Annotated in this window: 17 protein-coding genes; 11 read left to right on the forward strand and 6 right to left on the reverse strand. The window is 59.5% G+C overall.

Translation table 11 applies throughout. The annotated features are described in order from the left end of the window. Positions 1 to 143: 143 nt before the first annotated feature. The 4 genes from J5276_RS22505 to J5276_RS22520 all read left to right on the forward strand — a co-directional run bounded on the left by J5276_RS22505 (position 144) and on the right by J5276_RS22520 (position 5181). Positions 144 to 1244, forward strand: a complete 1101-nt coding sequence (locus tag J5276_RS22505; RefSeq protein ID WP_013762329.1) for a methionine ABC transporter ATP-binding protein — start codon at positions 144 to 146, stop codon at positions 1242 to 1244. Beyond that, positions 1234 to 1902 carry a methionine ABC transporter permease gene (locus J5276_RS22510; RefSeq protein ID WP_003516230.1) on the forward strand — a complete coding sequence of 223 codons (669 nt, stop codon included), beginning with the start codon at positions 1234 to 1236 and terminating at the stop codon, positions 1900 to 1902. Before J5276_RS22505 ends, J5276_RS22510 begins: the two co-directional genes overlap by 11 nt. A gap of 53 nt (positions 1903 to 1955) precedes the next feature. Beyond that, positions 1956 to 2735, forward strand: a complete 780-nt coding sequence (locus J5276_RS22515) for a MetQ/NlpA family ABC transporter substrate-binding protein (RefSeq protein ID WP_003516232.1) — start codon at positions 1956 to 1958, stop codon at positions 2733 to 2735. Positions 2736 to 2931: 196 nt separating this feature from the next. After that, entirely contained in the window at positions 2932 to 5181 is a 2250-nt protein-coding gene (locus J5276_RS22520; protein ID WP_003516234.1) for an EAL domain-containing protein, read from the forward strand. A 110-nt stretch (positions 5182 to 5291) separates the two neighbouring features. On the opposite strand, the gene J5276_RS22525 is transcribed toward J5276_RS22520, so the two are convergent. The 3 genes from J5276_RS22525 to J5276_RS22535 all read right to left on the reverse strand — a co-directional run bounded on the left by J5276_RS22525 (position 5292) and on the right by J5276_RS22535 (position 7729). Further along, entirely contained in the window at positions 5292 to 6248 is a 957-nt protein-coding gene (locus J5276_RS22525) for a rhodanese-related sulfurtransferase (RefSeq protein ID WP_174012324.1), read from the reverse strand. A gap of 100 nt (positions 6249 to 6348) precedes the next feature. Then, positions 6349 to 7257 (reverse strand): CHAD domain-containing protein, encoded by a 909-nt coding sequence (locus tag J5276_RS22530; RefSeq protein WP_111789864.1) that lies wholly within the window; start codon positions 7255 to 7257, stop codon positions 6349 to 6351. Then, positions 7241 to 7729 (reverse strand): CYTH domain-containing protein, encoded by a 489-nt coding sequence (locus J5276_RS22535; protein WP_003516240.1) that lies wholly within the window; start codon positions 7727 to 7729, stop codon positions 7241 to 7243. Before J5276_RS22535 ends, J5276_RS22530 begins: the two co-directional genes overlap by 17 nt. 171 nt (positions 7730 to 7900) lie before the next feature. On the opposite strand from J5276_RS22535, the gene J5276_RS22540 reads away from it, so the two are divergent. The 4 genes from J5276_RS22540 to J5276_RS22555 all read left to right on the forward strand — a co-directional run bounded on the left by J5276_RS22540 (position 7901) and on the right by J5276_RS22555 (position 10596). Beyond that, positions 7901 to 8539 (forward strand): 2-dehydro-3-deoxy-phosphogluconate aldolase, encoded by a 639-nt coding sequence (locus J5276_RS22540; RefSeq protein WP_003516242.1) that lies wholly within the window; start codon positions 7901 to 7903, stop codon positions 8537 to 8539. A gap of 110 nt (positions 8540 to 8649) precedes the next feature. Beyond that, a complete protein-coding gene (locus J5276_RS22545; RefSeq protein ID WP_111789865.1) occupies positions 8650 to 9345 on the forward strand; it encodes a tellurite resistance TerB family protein in 696 nt (231 codons plus the stop codon). A gap of 332 nt (positions 9346 to 9677) precedes the next feature. After that, a complete protein-coding gene (locus J5276_RS22550) occupies positions 9678 to 10370 on the forward strand; it encodes a GNAT family N-acetyltransferase (RefSeq protein WP_019566970.1) in 693 nt (230 codons plus the stop codon). After that, positions 10357 to 10596, forward strand: a complete 240-nt coding sequence (locus tag J5276_RS22555; RefSeq protein WP_003516247.1) for a hypothetical protein — start codon at positions 10357 to 10359, stop codon at positions 10594 to 10596. Before J5276_RS22550 ends, J5276_RS22555 begins: the two co-directional genes overlap by 14 nt. Here J5276_RS22555 and J5276_RS22560 read toward each other — a convergent pair. The 3 genes from J5276_RS22560 to J5276_RS22570 all read right to left on the reverse strand — a co-directional run bounded on the left by J5276_RS22560 (position 10587) and on the right by J5276_RS22570 (position 13565). Then, positions 10587 to 11648 (reverse strand): nickel/cobalt transporter, encoded by a 1062-nt coding sequence (locus J5276_RS22560; RefSeq protein WP_019566971.1) that lies wholly within the window; start codon positions 11646 to 11648, stop codon positions 10587 to 10589. The two genes, J5276_RS22555 and J5276_RS22560, sit on opposite strands and share 10 nt — an antisense overlap. Continuing rightward, entirely contained in the window at positions 11642 to 12283 is a 642-nt protein-coding gene (locus J5276_RS22565; protein ID WP_004430943.1) for a DUF1007 family protein, read from the reverse strand. The genes J5276_RS22560 and J5276_RS22565 overlap by 7 nt, the downstream gene beginning before the upstream one ends. Before the next feature lie 103 nt (positions 12284 to 12386). Then, positions 12387 to 13565 (reverse strand): hypothetical protein, encoded by a 1179-nt coding sequence (locus J5276_RS22570; RefSeq protein WP_174012326.1) that lies wholly within the window; start codon positions 13563 to 13565, stop codon positions 12387 to 12389. Positions 13566 to 13835: 270 nt separating this feature from the next. Here J5276_RS22570 and J5276_RS22575 point away from each other — a divergent pair, with 270 nt between their 5' ends. From J5276_RS22575 to J5276_RS22585, 3 genes are all read left to right on the forward strand, one after another. Next, on the forward strand, positions 13836 to 14123 hold the full coding sequence (locus J5276_RS22575; RefSeq protein WP_004430950.1) for a hypothetical protein: 288 nt from the start codon (positions 13836 to 13838) through the stop codon (positions 14121 to 14123). Positions 14124 to 14611: 488 nt separating this feature from the next. After that, on the forward strand, positions 14612 to 15259 hold the full coding sequence (locus tag J5276_RS22580) for an outer membrane protein (protein ID WP_174012328.1): 648 nt from the start codon (positions 14612 to 14614) through the stop codon (positions 15257 to 15259). Positions 15260 to 15449: 190 nt separating this feature from the next. Beyond that, positions 15450 to 16631, forward strand: a complete 1182-nt coding sequence (locus J5276_RS22585) for an MFS transporter (RefSeq protein ID WP_065663296.1) — start codon at positions 15450 to 15452, stop codon at positions 16629 to 16631. Positions 16632 to 16664 lie beyond the last annotated feature (33 nt).

Consider the following 16664-nt stretch of genomic DNA (forward strand, 5'->3'; position numbering starts at 1 on the left):
CATTTCTGAGTGAAAGCCTGACGAAATGACCCGGAAAATCAGCTGTCATCGAATGTGCCGGAAGGCTGCATGAAGAGAGCGGTTCAGCACCGCAACAGGATTTTTTGAGACCCGATCCGTCAAGAGTTTTCGCAGAGTTCCCAATGAGTTTTTCATCCAACGCGACATCGCTCGCGCGCGCACCGCAGACTGCCAAGGACGCGATGGTCACGTTTGAAGGCGTGACCAAGACCTTTGGCGGCAGCGATGGCAAGCCGGGCTTCGCAGCCCTCGCCGGCATTGATTATGTCGTGCCGAAGGGTTCCATCACCGGCATCATCGGCCGCTCTGGTGCCGGCAAATCCACCCTCATCCGCCTCGCCAACGGCCTTGAAAAACCGTCGTCCGGCCGGGTGGTCGTCGACGGCGTCGATGTTGCCGCCCTTGATGAGAAGAGTCTGAGGACCCTTCGCCGTTCCGTCGGCATGATCTTCCAGCACTTCAATCTCCTGTCGTCGCGCACCGCTTTCGACAATGTGGCGCTGCCGCTAGAAATTGCCGGTCTCGGTAAAAAAGAGATCGAAACGCGGGTAACGCCGCTGCTCGAACTCGTCGGCCTTTCCGACAAGGCGAAGCGTTATCCGGCGGAACTGTCGGGTGGGCAGAAGCAGCGTGTCGGCATCGCCCGCGCGCTTGCGACGCAACCCAAGCTGCTGTTGTCGGACGAGGCGACGTCCGCGCTCGATCCGGAGACGACCCAGTCCATCCTTGAACTCCTGAAGCGGATCAATGCCGAACTTGGGCTGACAGTGCTGCTCATCACCCACGAGATGGAGGTGGTGAAGACCATCGCCTCGCAGGTCGCCGTCATCGACAGGGGCCTGATCGTGGAGGAGGGGCGCACCTTCGATATTTTCACCGCGCCGAAACACGAGACGACCCGCAGCCTGCTGTCGTCCTCGGTCGGGGTTAAGCTGCCGCACTGGGTTACATCAGGGTTGAAGCCGGAAGCCGCGGAGGGTGACCGCGTTCTCGTGCGGCTGGTGTTCTTCGGCGAAACGGCATTCCAGCCGCTGACCGCGCGTCTTGTTGCGGAAATAGGCCCTGACGTGAACATCCTTGCCGGCACCATCGAGGAAATTTCCGGCGAACCATTCGGCTCGCTGGTTGTGTCCTATCCGGCCACGGCGGAAATCACCGCCCGCGCCGGCCGCTTTTATACTGAGACCGGTCTTCACACGGAGGTGCTGGGTTATGTCGCCTGATATGCTTTTCAACCTTCTGTCGAAGGGTCTTCTGCAAACGCTGCACATGGTCGCGGTCGCCGGCATCGTCGGCTCCATCATCGGTGTGCCGATGGGCGTTTTCCTTGCCACCAGCGGCAAAGGCGAACTCTTCCCCGCGCCGATGACGAACCGCATCCTCGGCCTTGTCGTCAATGCGGCGCGCTCCACGCCCTTCATCATTCTGGTGGTGGCGATCATTCCCTTCACGCGGCTGGTCGCCGGCACTTCCATCGGCACCAGTGCGGCCATCGTGCCGCTGACGGTTGCCACCGTGCCTTTCATCGCGCGGCTGGTGGAAGCGGCGATCCGCGAAGTCGACAAGGGCCTGATCGAAGCGGCCCGCGCCATGGGCGCAACACCGTTGCAGATCGTCACCAAGGTCCTGCTTGCGGAAGCAAAGCCGGGCATCACGCTGGCGCTTACCCTCACGCTCGTCAGCCTCATCGGTTATTCGGCCATGGTCGGTGCTGTCGGCGGCGGCGGGTTGGGTGATCTCGGCATTCGCTACGGCTACCAGCGCTTCATGCCTGACGTGATGCTGGTCGTGGTGCTGGTGCTGATCGTGCTCGTGCAGCTCGTGCAGAGCGCCGGCGACCGGCTTGCCCGCAGCTTCGACAAGCGCACCCGCAAGAACTGATAAAACCGTTCACGAACAACAAACCCAAGAACAACAAACCCAAGGAGACATCCATGAAGAAAATCATCCTCGCGGCTTCGCTCGCCGCTCTCTTTACCGCCGGTCAGGCGCTTGCCGAAACCATCAAGATTGGTGTTACACCTGCCGAGCACGCGCAGATCATGGAACAGGTCAAGAAGATCGCCGCCGCCAAGGGACTGGACATCGATATCGTCGAGTTCTCGGACTACGTCGTGCCGAACCAGGCACTGGCAGACGGTGAGCTTCAGGCCAACTCCTTCCAGCACCAGCCTTACCTCGACAACCAGATCGCTGACCGCAAGTTCGATCTCGTCAGCGTCGGCACCACCATCACCACGCCGATGGGCGTTTATTCGAAGAAGGTGAAGAGCCTTGACGAGCTGAAGGACGGCGCGACGGTCGGTATTCCGAACGACCCGACCAATGGCGGCCGTGCGCTTCTCGTTCTCGCTTCCAAGGGTGTGCTCAAGGTCAAGGAAGAAGCCGGTCTGAAGGTAACGCCTGCCGACATCACCGAAAACCCGAAGAACATCCAGATCGTCGAACTTGACGCTGCGCAGTTGCCGCGCTCGCTGGATGACACCGACGCGTCGGTCATCAACACCAATTATGCTACGGCAGCAGGCCTGAACCCCAAGAAGGACGCCATCGCCATCGAAAGCGAAAAGTCCCCTTACGCAAACGTCATCGCCGTTCGTGCGCAGGACAAGGACAAGCCGTGGGTGAAGACGCTGGTGGAATCCTACCACAGCCCGGAAGTGAAGGCCTTCATTCTGGAGAAGTTCAACGGCACGGTCATTCCGTCCTGGTAATCAGGCCTGACACGATTGAAGTTGCAGCCTCTCCCGTTCGCGGGGGAGGTTTTTTGTTTGCGGGGCGAACGCATCCGCAGTTTTTATGAAAATCCCCCACCATTGTGGGGAGAATTTTTCTCTATTTCACCCATACTGTCGTTTTATACCCGTTGTTTTTTGTGGCGTCGCCACAATCCAACTTAACGGCTTTTGAATGTTTCCTTCGCAAGATGATGCTTTCGAAGGGGATTTTATGCGGATTGCGCCGCGAAACATTGGGGAATATTTGCCGGTCGGGCGTAGAACCGCCGTCGGCGTCGTATTGTCCACATTTGCGCTGGTGCTTCTCATTGTCACCGCGCTGGTCTTGTCTGCTCTGAGCCAGGTCAGGGAAAGGGCGAACTCGCTCGACAATGCCCGCTCGCGAGAGACAACGGCGGGCGCCCTTGTCACCTTCCGCGACCAGCTTGGCGCGACGCTGAACGACTACGCCGCCTGGGACGATGCCGCCGACTATGTCTACGCCCCCGACAGGTTCGACTGGGTGGCGAGCAATTATGGCGAGATGACGGTCAACAGCGATCTTTTCGATACCGCCGTCGTCCTCGACGAAGACGGCAAGGTCCGCATGGCCTACCAGAACGGCAAGCCGGTTGCCTGGAAGCCCCATGACTATTTTGCAGAAGGCCTCAAGGAGATGATCGAACGGGTGCGCTCCATGCGTCCCGGCATCGCGTCGCAGGTCACCGGTTTCGTGAAAACCCGCGACGGCGTCGCGGCTACGGGGGTCGCGCTGGTGCGGCTCAAATCCGGGGTCTTGCCGCCGGTCGGGTCCGAGCGGCGATATCTGATTTTCGCGCGTCATCTCAAACAGGCGACGGTAGACAAGCTGGCCCGCAACTACGTCATCGATGGTCTGCAACTGCAATATGGCGACGGACCGGCGACCAACCATGTGGATGTCGTCAATCCGCTTGGTGATGTGCTGGCGCGGCTCGTCTGGCGCTCGCAACTGCCGGGGGACGTGAGCTTCCATGAGGCCCGGCCGGTCGTCTTCACGGCACTCGGCATTGCCGGAACGTTCTTTCTCGTACTTCTCATCATCGGTTCGGCGACGCTCGATCGGCTGAAGGCTGACGAAGCGGCGGCGAGGGAAGAGGCGCTGCGCGATCGTCTGAGCGGGCTCAGCAACCGCGCCGGGCTGTTTTCCAAGCTCAACCGCATGGTGGGCAAGGCCCGCCACGACAAGACCGATATCAAGCTGCTTTACCTCGATCTTGATGGTTTCAAGGAGATCAACGATTCCTACGGTCACGCTGCCGGCGATCGGCTGATCAAGGGCGTTGCGGCGGCGCTCAGGGTGCTTGTGCCGGAAGATGCCGTGCTCGCGCGGCTCGGCGGCGACGAATTCGCCATCGCCATTCAGGGCAACGACGTGTGGTCGGAAGGCCGCAAGCTCTGCCAGGCGCTGCTCGAACTGTTCACCGAGCCGTTCAGCATCGGCGAGCGGGTGGCGAGCATCGGTTGCAGCATCGGCACTTCCGTCTCCAGAGCCGGTGATATCAACGGTGAGGAACTGCTGCGCCGCGCCGACATGGCCATGTATCAGGCCAAGGAAAACGGGCGTGGGCGTTACGTCGCCTACGAGCTGAAAATGGACGCGCTGCGCGAGGAGAAGCTGCAGCTTGAGGCCGATCTGCGTTATGCCATCCTGAATGACGAGATATCGGTGGTCTACCAGCCGGTCGTCAATGCCGCCACGCGCAGTATCACCGGGGTGGAGGCGCTTGCCCGCTGGCAAAGGCCGGGATACGGCTTCGTGCCGCCGGATATCTTCATCGCCGCTGCCGAAACCAGTGGCCTTATCGAGCGGCTCGGCCTGCTGGTGCTGCGCAAGGCCTGCGAGACGGCGGGTCAATGGCCCTCCATCAAGCTCTCGGTGAATATTTCACCCGTTCAGTTCCGCAATCCGGCCTTTTCCGGCAACGTGGCGGATATTCTCGCCGCCACGCAGACGCCAACCGCAAGGCTGCGGCTGGAAATGACCGAGGGCTATTTCATCCAGAATCCGGAGCGGGCAAGTGCGGCAATCGACAAGCTGAAACAGCTTGGCCTGCATATAGCGCTCGACGATTTCGGAGCCGGTTTCGCCAGCGTCGGATATCTGCGCCGCTTCGGTTTCGACCGCATGAAGATCGACCGGTCGCTGGTCATGGCCCTGGAGCAGGGTGGGCGGTCGCTGGAAATGTTGCAGGCAACCGTGGCGCTTGCGAAATCTCTCGATATTCCTGTCACGGCGGAGGGCGTCGAGACAGAAGAACAGGCGGCTATCCTGCATCTGTGTGGCTGTGACGAATTGCAGGGCTACCTGTTCTCAAAACCCGTCGCCGCTGAAGAGATTACCGCCATGCTGGAGGAGCAGACGGCGCCGCTGTTTGCGCTTCGGGCAGGGGCAAAAGGGTGATCCACACTCCGTCACCCCGCACCTCATCCGGGGTCTAGGGCGATCAAGTCGTTAATCGCGTAAGAGCCTTCTCACCGTGAAGACGTGCCGTGGCTGGATGCCGATCCGCTTTAGCGCCCCAGATGGCGCTCGCCGCGCTTCTTTGCCAGTTCGATCTGCTGCTGCCGGTCGCGGAACCTCTGGCGGTCCTCTTCTGTCCGGTCGTCGTAACAGCTCGGGCAGGACACACCTTCCTCGAACAACGGGGATTGGCGCACCTGCGATGTGATCGGGTTGCGGCAGGCGTGGCAGAGTTTGTGATCGCCTTCGGCAAGACCGTGGACGACGGAGACGCGCTCGTCAAACACGAAGCAGGCGCCTTCCCACAGGCTCTCTTCTTCCGGCACCTCTTCCAGATATTTCAGGATGCCACCCTTGAGGTGAAAGACCTCATCGAACCCCTGTCCCTTCATGAAGGCGGTCGCCTTTTCGCAGCGGATGCCGCCGGTACAATACATGGCGATCTTCGGCTTGTTGTGCAGGCCGGGATTGTTCTTTACCCAGTCGGGAAACTCGCGGAAGGTCTTGGTCTTCGGGTCCACCGCGCCCTTGAAGAGACCGATCGCGGTCTCGTAGTCGTTGCGGGTGTCGATGACGATGGTGTCCGGGTCGGAGATCAGCGAGTTCCAGTCGCGCGGATCGACATAGGTGCCGACGATGCGGTTGGGATCGATATCCGGCACGCCCATGGTGACGATCTCTTTCTTGAGCTTCACCTTCATGCGCACGAAGGGCATGTTCGATGCCCGGCTTTCCTTATGTTCCAGCGCCGCAAATTCCGGCTGCGCACGCAGGAAGGCAAGTATGGCGCGCACACCCGCATCCGGCCCGGCAATGGTGCCATTGATGCCTTCCGCCGCCAGAAGCAGCGTGCCCTTGACGCCGTTTTCCCGGCAAAGCTGAAAGAGCTCGTCGCGCAGGCTTTCAAACCGCGGCAGGCGGGCGAAATGATAAAGCGCAGCCACGAGAAAATCGCCAGTGGGGTGAGGGGCGGCTTCCGGGCGGGGGAGAATGGTGGTGTCGGTCATGGCCGCTGAAATACAGCGGCGGCGGCCGCAAATCAATATTTATCCGCCGCTGCCGCTATTTTGAAAATCGTCAAATCTCAGTCTCTTCGGGCTTTCCGGTCTACTTCGCCGCCCGCCGCCATAAAAGGCCGACGATGCGGCTTTCGGTTCTGGCGGATTCGGAGAAGACTTCGTTTGCCAGCTCAAGGCCATCTCCGCGCAGCGCCTGCTGCCTCTGAATGATTGCATCGAGAAGCAGAGCCAGTCGCTCGCCATTGCCGAAACGCTCCGGTTCCCGGTCGGCAAAGGCTGCAAGGACCGAAAGATCGTGCTCGTGGCCAAGGATGTCGACCAGCCGCTTGGTGTCGGCCCGCTTGGCGCGCATGGCCGATGGCCAGAGGCGGCGCAGAAGGCCGAGATGCATCCAGTAGGCCTGGCCCGCCTTGCGCAATTCGTGGAAATGTTCGACGTCGGCCTGCTCATGGCAGTCGGCAAGTGCTTTACGCGCCCTCTTCCTCTGCTTCGCCCACCCGGTTTTCACCAGCCTTGTCACATCTTTAAGCTCGTCCGGCAGCGACACTGCCTTCAGCCTCTTGCGTGCTTCCTCGCAGCCGGCGATGGCGGCCGCAATGGCCTCGTCGAGACCTGCCTCATGTTCGATGGCGTGGTCACGGCGCTTGCGCAGGACTGTCGCGATCGATCGCAGCGCCTTTCCTTGCGTCGTGGAGGCCGCGAAAGTCTCGAGATACTCCACCGTCTCCACCAGCGCCGTCGCTTCCCGTGCAAAAGCGAGCGAGCGGGCGATGTCGCGAAAGCGGGCGTTTTCCTCTTTGCTGAAATCGGGTGCTGCCCTGGCGATGAGGCGGTAGAGGGCGCGCAGCCGCTTGAACCGCTTGCGGGCATCGTGCACCGCCTCATGGCGCCCGGAAGGCTGGTCGCGAAGGCTGATTATCGCCTCTTCGATGAGTTCCAGTCCCGCGCGGCGGATTTCATCGTCGAACGGTTTGTTCGGGTCAATCCTGAAGGGCATCCGCCAAGTCTCCGTGGGGACAGTCCATGGCGAGCGACTGGTTGGAGAAGCGACGGTCGCCCGTTACCTCCTTGCCAAGCCAGGAGGGCAGATCGGGGTTGGCGTTCTCGTCGTCCATCTCTACCTCCGCCACGATCAGCCCCTTGTATTTACCCTCGAAAACATCGACTTCCCAAGTGAATCCACCGTGATCAACCGTGTGGCGCATCTTCTCGATCACCACGCCGGGGGCGCTGGCCATCAATTCTTCCGCGTCATTCAGTGGAATGGAATATTCATATTCATCACGGACGAGCGAACTCGCGCCGATCTTGATGGTCAGTGTCGCGTCAAGCCCGTTGACGATCCTGACCCGGACCGAACGATTTTCCAGCGACGCGACATATGCCTGCCGGAAAGCCATGCTACGCGTCACTTCATTACGCCATTCATCGCCTGCAACCAGAAACTTCCGCTCGATTTCCTTGGCCATGCTGTCTCCGTAAACCGGTGCGCCAGATTATCGCATGAAGACGTCATAAAGAAGCGAATAGATTGAAGTATCTGGATAAAAATGGTCTTGCCATGCCTCGACATCAAGGCCGGGGCAGGCTAATCGATAAACCGGATTTCAATCGTTTCAATCGCGCAAGGGAGGCTTATCTTGGCCCAGGACTCCGAAAAACTGCTCTCCATCCTCAAGCTGCAGCCGGTCGTGCCGGTGCTGATCGTGGATGATGCTGCTTCCGCCGTGCCGCTCGCGCGCGCTCTGGTCGCAGGTGGCCTGAAGGCAATCGAGATCACCATGCGCACGCCGGCGGCACTGGATGCCATCCGTGCGGTTGCGGCGGAAGTGGAGGGCGCCCATGTCGGCGCTGGCACCATCCTCAACGCCAAAGATTTCGAGGCGGCCGCTGAAGCCGGTTCCACCTTCATCGTCAGCCCCGGAATCAACAAAAGCGTGCTGGAAGCAGCGCGCGCCTCCAACGTGCCGCTGCTTCCAGGGGCCGCCACGGCAAGCGAAGTCATGGCGCTGCGCGACGAAGGCTACAAGGTGCTGAAGTTCTTCCCGGCGGAACAGGCCGGTGGCGCGCCATACCTCAAGGCACTGTCCTCGCCGCTCGCCGGCACGGTGTTCTGCCCGACCGGCAGCGTCTCGCTGAAGAATGCCAATGACTATCTTTCCCTGCCGAACGTCGTCTGTGTCGGCGGTTCCTGGGTTGCTCCGCGCGAACTTGTGGCAACGGCTGACTGGGCCGGCATCACCAGGCTCGCTGCCGAAGCCGCAGCACTGCGCGGCTGATCTGCCACTTCTTCAAGCCCGTTCACGAAGGCGTGAGCGGGTTTGTCATTTGTATTCGTGCCATGGCTCCCTATCTTCCCGTGTAGACTTTACCCTCACAGGAGATTTTGATGTTCGACGCCAAGAAGCTTCTTGAACAATTCCTCGGCTCACAGGTGCCGGGCCTTTCGGGAAGCGTCCGTGACAGAGCCGGGCAGGCCGCCGATATCGCCAAGAACAATCCGATGAAGGCCGGTGCGCTTGCCGCCGCCATTCTGGGCACCAAGACCGGCCGCAAGCTCGCCGGCAATGTCGCCACCATCGGCGGCGTCGCGGCCATCGCCGGTCTCGGTTATCTCGCCTACAAGAATTATAAATCCGGGCAGGCACCTGAAGTAGCTCCAAAACCCGAGCCGGAGCTTCTCGCCCCGCCCGTCGATTCCGCCTTCCATCCGCAGTCCCCCGCCCTTTCCAACGATTTTGCGCTGAAACTCATCCAGGCGATGATTGCCGCTGCCAAGGCAGACGGCCATATCGACGAAAAAGAGCGCGCCAACATCATGGATAAGGTGCAGGTGTCCGGCCTCGACACGGAAGCCGAGCGGTTCCTCGAAAAGGAACTGGCCGATCCGCTGGATATCGACGCACTGGTGGCTGCTGCCCGCACAGAGGAGCAGAAGGTGGAAATCTACACCGCCTCGCGTCTTGCCATAGAGGCCGATACGCGGGCTGAGCGCGGTTATCTCGATCTGCTTGCCGGGCGGTTGGGATTGCCCGATGCGCTGGTCGATCATATCGAGTCGACGGTGGTGGCGGCGAAGGTTTGAGGTTTTTTACATGACGGCGTGAGGGTGTAGTTCACCGCGTTGGTGCGTGTGGCTCACCCCCCTCTGTCCTGCCGGACATCTCCCCCACAAGGAGGGAGATCAGCAAGGCGTTCTTCCGCCACTTCATTCTCTAGCGTTGATATGGGCTAAACCTTACCTCGGATCGATCTCCCCCCCCTTGTGGGGGAGATGTCCGGCAGGACAGAGGGGGGCGAGCCACACCCACCCACGCGGTACGCCTGACCCACGACAGCCACCGCACTCCACCCCACTTCCCGGTTGTCATCCAGCCCCGCTTGGCCTAATCCTTCTCCCAGACAACGGGGAAGAGAATGCGCGATCTGAGTGATTTTAAGGGATGTCCGGCGCCGCAGCCGGTGACGCTGAAGGGCCGTTATGTGACGGCGGAAACGTTTGATCGCGACAGGCATCTTGCAAGGCTCTGGACTGCGCTTGGTGGTGAGGGGGTCAATGCGCTTCTCAAATATTTCCCGCAAAGCGGCTTTGCCGATGCTGCAGCCTTTGGTGACTGGCTTGTCAACGCGGGTGATAAACTCAACTGGGTGACATTGGTTTTCGTTGAAAATGCCACCGGTGACGTCGTCGGAATGGCAAGCTACATGCGGCCCGATCCCGCCAATGGCGTGGTCGAGGTCGGTTCGGTTGCCCATGGCGCCAGGATGAAGCGCTCGCCGCTTTCGACCGAAGCGCATTATCTGATGGCGAAACACGTTTTCGAGGATCTGGGTTACCGCCGCTACGAGTGGAAATGCCACAATCAAAACGAACCCTCCAAGATCACTGCGAAGCGTTACGGCTTCACCTTCGAGGGTGTGTTCCGCCAGCACATGATCTCCAAGGGTGCCAACCGCGATACGGCGTGGTTTTCCATGATCGACGGCGAATGGCCGTTGATTGGCAAGGCGTTTGAAATCTGGCTTTCGCCGGAGAATTTTACGGCCGATGGCGCGCAGAAGCGCAAGCTTGAGGATATCCGCGCGGAGCTCGCCCATGACCACGCCTGAAAAGAAGGCTGGCTCTGGCCGTAAAGACTGGTCGCCGGGCCTTGCAGCCGCTGGCATCATCCTTGGTTTTGGGCTGGTGTTTTACGTGATGCCGAAAATCATGCTGTGGCTGGGGGATTATTCGCCCTTTCTTGCTGCGGCTTTTGGCTCGGTGGTGGTGCTGTGCTTTTTCCTGCTGTTCTGGCTGCGCGCCCGCTACCAGCGCCGCCGCGACAGTCAGAACTGAAGCGACGCGCCAAGCAGCATAAGGCCCATCAAAAGCACGAACAGCGCACCGGCAATCTCGATCGCGTGGCTGATGCCCGCTGCCCTGCGGCTTCCGGGGCCGGCGAAGCGCACGGCAAGCCCCTTGGCCGAGACGGCCATGATGGCAAGCAGCGATACGGTGATGGCGGTACCCAGCGACATGGCAAGCACGGAAAGCACGCCGCCGAGAAAAATCCCGTTCAAGAGCGCAAAGCTCATGACGATGATGGCACCGGAGCATGGCCGCAGGCCAACTGCGATGATCGCCGACCACGCTTCGTGCAGGCTGAAATTCTTGCCTTTGAGAAGCAGCGGATCGGGCGCGTGCGATTTTCCGCAGGAGACGCAAAGATCACCTGTGCCGCTATGGGCGTGGTCCGCGAAAACCGGCTTGCCCTGAAACCTGAGGCCCGTGCCCATGCCCGTGGTTCTGACTGCTGTTGCTTCCCCCGCAACCGCGAAGGCTGCAACCGGTACGCGCCGGATGCGCAGCGACCAGAGCTTGCGTAGCAGAAGCCAGGCGCCGAACAGCGCCACCATGGCAAAGCTGGCGATCTCCATTGCCTGCGTGGCTTTCGTCATGGTGATGGAGGTGCCGCGCAGCACGAGCCAGGCTGCGACAACGAGGCCGATGGCCATTGCGCCCTGAATGAGTGCTGAAATGAAGGAAATGAGAATGCCGCGTTTCAGCTGCGTTTCATTGGCGATCATATAGGAAGAGATGACAGCCTTGCCGTGGCCAGGACCGGCGGCATGAAAGACCCCGTATGCAAAGGAGAGGCCAACCAGCGATGCCATCGCCCAATTGTCTTCGCGCATGGCTTTCAGGGCACCGGTCAGCGCCCGGTAGAACATCTGCTGGTGCACGTTGATCCATTGCATCAGCGGCGCGAACGGCCCGCCAGGGGCAAAGGACGGCTCGGCCGAGCCTATGCCGAGCGGCGATTGCGCATGGGCAGCACCTGCCACGGCCAGCACGCAGAGTGCGGCGATGGTCAGGTGTCCGCAAAGGCGCCCGCTTCGGCTCAGCATGTCACCTCCAGCCGGGTGGCGAAGAGTTTGGTCATGTCGGTGCCGGTCGGGTCGTTGAAGAAAGCGTCGGTGAGCGAACTCTGGTTTTGTGAGATCACCTCGTCCGGGTCGGGGCGCACGACATGGTGCTTGCAGGCGGCGAGATCCTTGCCGACGGTCGCCAGATCGCCGTCTTTCGCAAAATCGATCGCCGTATACATGGTTGGGTCCCACGCGCCGAAGCTGAGCTTGCCCTTGATGGAAAGCGGCGTGTTTGGCTTGACGGAAAAGAACATCAGGATCTGCTTGTCCTTGTAGTCCACATGAATGGTGTCGGGCTTTGCGAAATCCACCTGTTTTCCGTTGGCGGTAATGAAGGTGTAATAGGAATATTCGCCAAGCGATTCACGCACGGTGTTGCCGATTTCGGCCAGCTCATTCTTGTCCAGCTTCAGGTCGCCGTTCTTGTCGTAATCCATCACCACGCTTGCCGAGAACATCTCGTCGAAACGCCAGATGTTGCGCACCTCCTGGATGGTACCGTTCGGCCCCTCGACGATTTCCATGCGCGCTTCGGCGAAAATATGCGGATGTGCCGCGGCGGCAACGGGAATGGAGGTCAGGCCAGCCGCAAGGAGCAAAAGTCGTCTGTTCATTATCCGGTCTGTCCTGCCTTCGAATCTCGGAGCTGGATTCTAGCAGAAATTGGGACCGAATTTCGACCTGATATGCGCTTTGGTGATGTGGCTGCCCTATGTTTCAGAAGGTGCCGGTGAAACGCGAGGTGACGCTCGATCCGCTATAGGAAAGGTCGGGGTCGCGCTCGCCATGCAGAAGGCGGTTGAATTCCACCTCCAGCTTGCTGTTCTTGCCGGTGTCGAAGGACAGTGTGGCCACCAGCCTGCGTTCGCTGGTGTCGTAATTGTAATAGATCCAGTCCTTGTGGACACGCTGCAGCGCCAGGTCCAGCCCCACCTTGTCGGTGAGCTTGCTTTTAACCACGAACTGCCAGCGGCGGTGGAACTCGGCAATGGGATCATCAGGGTCGAAAAGCGCGTAATCCTGCGAGAAGCCAGCACCGAAGGCGATGCGGTCCGTGGCTTTTACCTCGGCTTCGGCCCTGAGATAGGGCCGGGTGCGCTTCACCTTGTCGCTGATATCGTCGCCGGAAATGGTCGTCAGGCCCCCTTCGGCCAGAACGGCGAAGCGTTCGGAGAACTTGTAACCGTAGGCAAGTGATCCCCGCAACGTGCTGGCCGGAAAACGCTCGTATTTCTCCTGCTGGCTTTCCGGCACGACAATGTGGTCATAAGCAATTGTCAGTCCGGCCTCGCCGCCGGCCAGCGGGCGCACATGTTCGGCCTTGAGCGACAAGAGCGCTTCATTGGCCTCCAGGCGGGTGGGCTCGAAATAGGCCGGACGAAAACGCGCCTTGCCTTTCATCAAACTGGCAAAACCCGCCGTCAGCGTGTTCTTTCCGCCAAGAGCAAGGATGCCGAGCTGTGTCGATGCCTCCAGCTTGTGGTCCAGTCGCCGGTAACCGATGTCTTCTTCCGGCAGATGCAGGAAGATATCGCCGGCATCGCTGCGTGTGCCACGCAGTTCCACGGCCCATTCCAGCCGCTCCGACAGACGCCTGGTCAGCCCCAGGCTGGCAATGGTGTTGTGTTCATTGGCAAAACGGTAACGGGGGAGGCGAACCTCCTCATGCTCGAGCGAATAACGCAGTTCCGTGCCATCAAGCACGAACTTTCCGTTAAGCCCGAAGCCCGCGCGCAGCGAAATCGCCTTCAGCCGGTTGGTATCGCCGAAGTAATTGGTGTCGTAGCCGATGCCGGTTTTATAGGTGATATTGTGTTCATCGGCGTTTTCCCCCGCCTGCGCACCGCAGGTGCAGGCAAGCCCAAGAACAAGCGCGATGTATCCTCCCAGCCGCATTTGCATCTCCGGTCTCTAATTAAGCAATATCTTATATTTGGATGGTTAATAAAGTTTCAGGGGCGATATATTGTCGAGGCCGGAAGTCATGGTGTATTTCACGGAAATTCCAGAAGAATAGACCGGTGCCAATCGCGTAAAACTTGATTAAAATCACCAGTATTAAAGTTAATTATTTATTGTAATATTAGGCTTTGCTTGAATTAGAATCCTCTAAATATACAGTTCGACTACGCCATGGGGCGTGATCAAACATAAGAGGAGAGAGAAATGATTGCCAAATTTGCTTGCATAGCCGCTGTTCTTACTGTCGCTTCCGTTGGTCAAGCCAATGCCGGTGGTCTGCTGGGCGGTATCCTGTCCGGAAACAGCAACAAGGGCGGCGCACTCGTCGTCGTGTCGCCAAGCATCGATCTGGGTGTCAGCGGTATCCTGTCCAATAACGGGATTCTGAACGGCAACAAGACCGGTATCCTGAATGGCCTTCTCAACGGCAACAAGACTTCCGTCGATGTCATCGACAACAAGAACGATGGCGGCAAAAAGCGTCGCCACTAATGGTGCAGATCGAAAATCGACAGGGATTTTCGGCGTGAACGATGCGCGCAGGATATAAGCCGGAAGCAGTCCTCCAGCTAGGTGTGTATGACACACGGTGCTTCCGGAAATAACAAACGGCGCATCGCATGACTGCAAGGGGGCCTTCGGGCTCCCTTGTTTTTGTTTGTGTGGCCGCCAATGACTGCACACACAAAACTGCGGGATGGCCACTACTCATGAGGGTTTTGTGACGCGATCGCTGTCGTCATAGGTCGGGACGCACGGTTCGGGATCATCCGCGTGAGTTCTAATCTATATTTGATAAATATTGGTAATATTAACGGGAATACGTTCTGCAAGGGCCTTTTTGTCCGTGCCGTTTACGCGATTTTAACCACGATGTTCTTCAATCTAGGGGTGCGTCAACCCCGTCATTACGCTGCGTTTCTGGTCGCGAAAACTCGCATCACGCAGGTGCCGGGATGGTATTTTCAAGGAGCTATCGCATGTTGAAACAATCTCTTCTCGCCCTCGGCCTGCTCGGCATTCTTTCTGACGCATCCGTTGCAGCCGACGCCGTCGGCGATATTCCAGTGGCACCCGTCGTCAACGATGTTGCGCCTGCCTTTTCCTGGGACGGTGTTTATGTCGGCGCCTCCGCCGGTTATGGCTGGAACCGCGTGAAGTCGACCACTTTCGGTGTCACCACGAAGCATGAATTTGACGGCGGCCGTTTTTCCGGTTTCGCTGGTTATAACGCTGAAGTGGCCCCCTCCATCATTCTGGGTGTCGAGGGCGATCTCGGTTATGCCTGGGGCGACAAGACCATCGTCACCAGCGAGGTTTCCGCAGGCCTGAACGGCTCCGCGCGTCTGCGCGCCGGTTATGCGATCGACCGGGCGCTGATCTACACCGCTGCCGGCTACACTGCGACGGACAGCGAAGTAAAGGCACCATTCGGTGAGGACAGCAAGGTACTGCACGGCTGGACGGTCGGCGCGGGTGTAGACTACGCCTTTACCAACAACCTGTTTGGACGCGTCGAATATCGTTACAACGACTTCGGCAAGGCAACCTACCATACCGGTCCCATCACTTCGACCGGCGATGTCAGCGAACATGTCGTCAAGGTTGGCCTTGGCGTGAAGTTCTGACGGTTTTTCCGTCTTCGACAAAGGGCGGCGCAAGCGCTGCGACGCCCCGGTGCTCAGGGAAACAGGGGTGGCGTGCTTCGTGATGAACGAAAACAAACATCGCCTTCCGCTCGGGCTTGAATAGCATACCCTTTTGGTGTGATGGTGGCATCAATCCACTTCCCGCTGCCGATCTTCAGTCGATTCCCCCATGCTACAGAAAAACACCTCGCCGGGCGTTTTTGATCGTCAGGCCTATATGATTGCCGTGCTGGTCTTCATCGCCGGCGGCACCAATGCGGCTGTTGTTCCATTTATCGGTTTTTACATCATACAGGTCCTTGGTCACCCGCCGGCCACGCTTGGTCTCTACAGCGTGACGGCAATGGTTGCTTCGATCATCGCCAGCCGCACTTATGGCGAACGTGTAGATGCCGGTGTGCGGGTGCGGCCATTGCTGCTGCTCTCTGTGTTTGGTGCTTTTATCGCAGCGGCGGCGGCGACCTCCGGGCATTTGGCATTGCTCGTGGCGGTGACGGCAACGGGGATGGGGCTTTCCAACGCCGCCAGTACCCTGATTTTCAGTTATGGTCGCTACCATGGCCGGGTAAAAGCACTGGATGCACCTGCCTATAACGCCTTTCTGCGGACAATGGTGTCGCTGGCATGGATGCTGCTTCCGGCCGCCGCCTATCTGATCCTCGATCTTGCCGGTGCGCAGGCCGTGTTCATGAATGCCATGCTGATGGCGGCCATCTGGGGCGGGCTTGCCCTTGCCTTCGTGCCGCGCGGCCAGACATGCCCGATGGAACGACGGAAAGAGGGCGACAACGATACGCGGCGCAACCTGCCGCTGTTGATGGCGGCGGCGGCCAGCTTCTGCATGTCTTTCGCCCACGCCCTGTGCGCCTCGGCCCTGCCGGTATTTCTGGTGCGCGAGGTGGGCCTGCCGGATTACGTGCCGGGCCTGTCGCTCAGCGTCAAATGCGCGATGGAGGTTCTGCTGATCCTGCTTGCGCCAAGGATCATGCGCCGGGTCAGCGCTCGCATCCTTCTTTGTATCTCTGCGGTGATGGCAATCGTCGCCTTCAACGTCATAGCCTCGGTCCAGACCCTTCCGGCCATGTTGTTCGGAGCAGCACTTGAAGGGGCCTATTACGGGCTTTGCGCCGGAACGTGCCTCACCTTCGTGCAGGGCTTTGCGCGCGGACGCACCGCGCGGGCGACCGCGCTCTACATGAATTCCATTTTCCTTGCCGGGTTGTTTGCGGTGCCGCTTATGGGGTTTGTGTCGCAATATGCGAGCTTCGGTACGTCGATCAGACTTGCTTCGGTTGGTGCAGGGGCAGCCCTGCTGCTGCTGTTCCTGACGCGGCGTCAGGTCAGCGAATAGCGAGACAATGCCGAGGTTTTCTGGCGCTGACAC

Origin of the sequence: Agrobacterium sp. S7/73, from assembly GCF_019355535.1 — a bacterium.
GTDB classification, from domain to species: domain Bacteria; phylum Pseudomonadota; class Alphaproteobacteria; order Rhizobiales; family Rhizobiaceae; genus Agrobacterium; species Agrobacterium tumefaciens.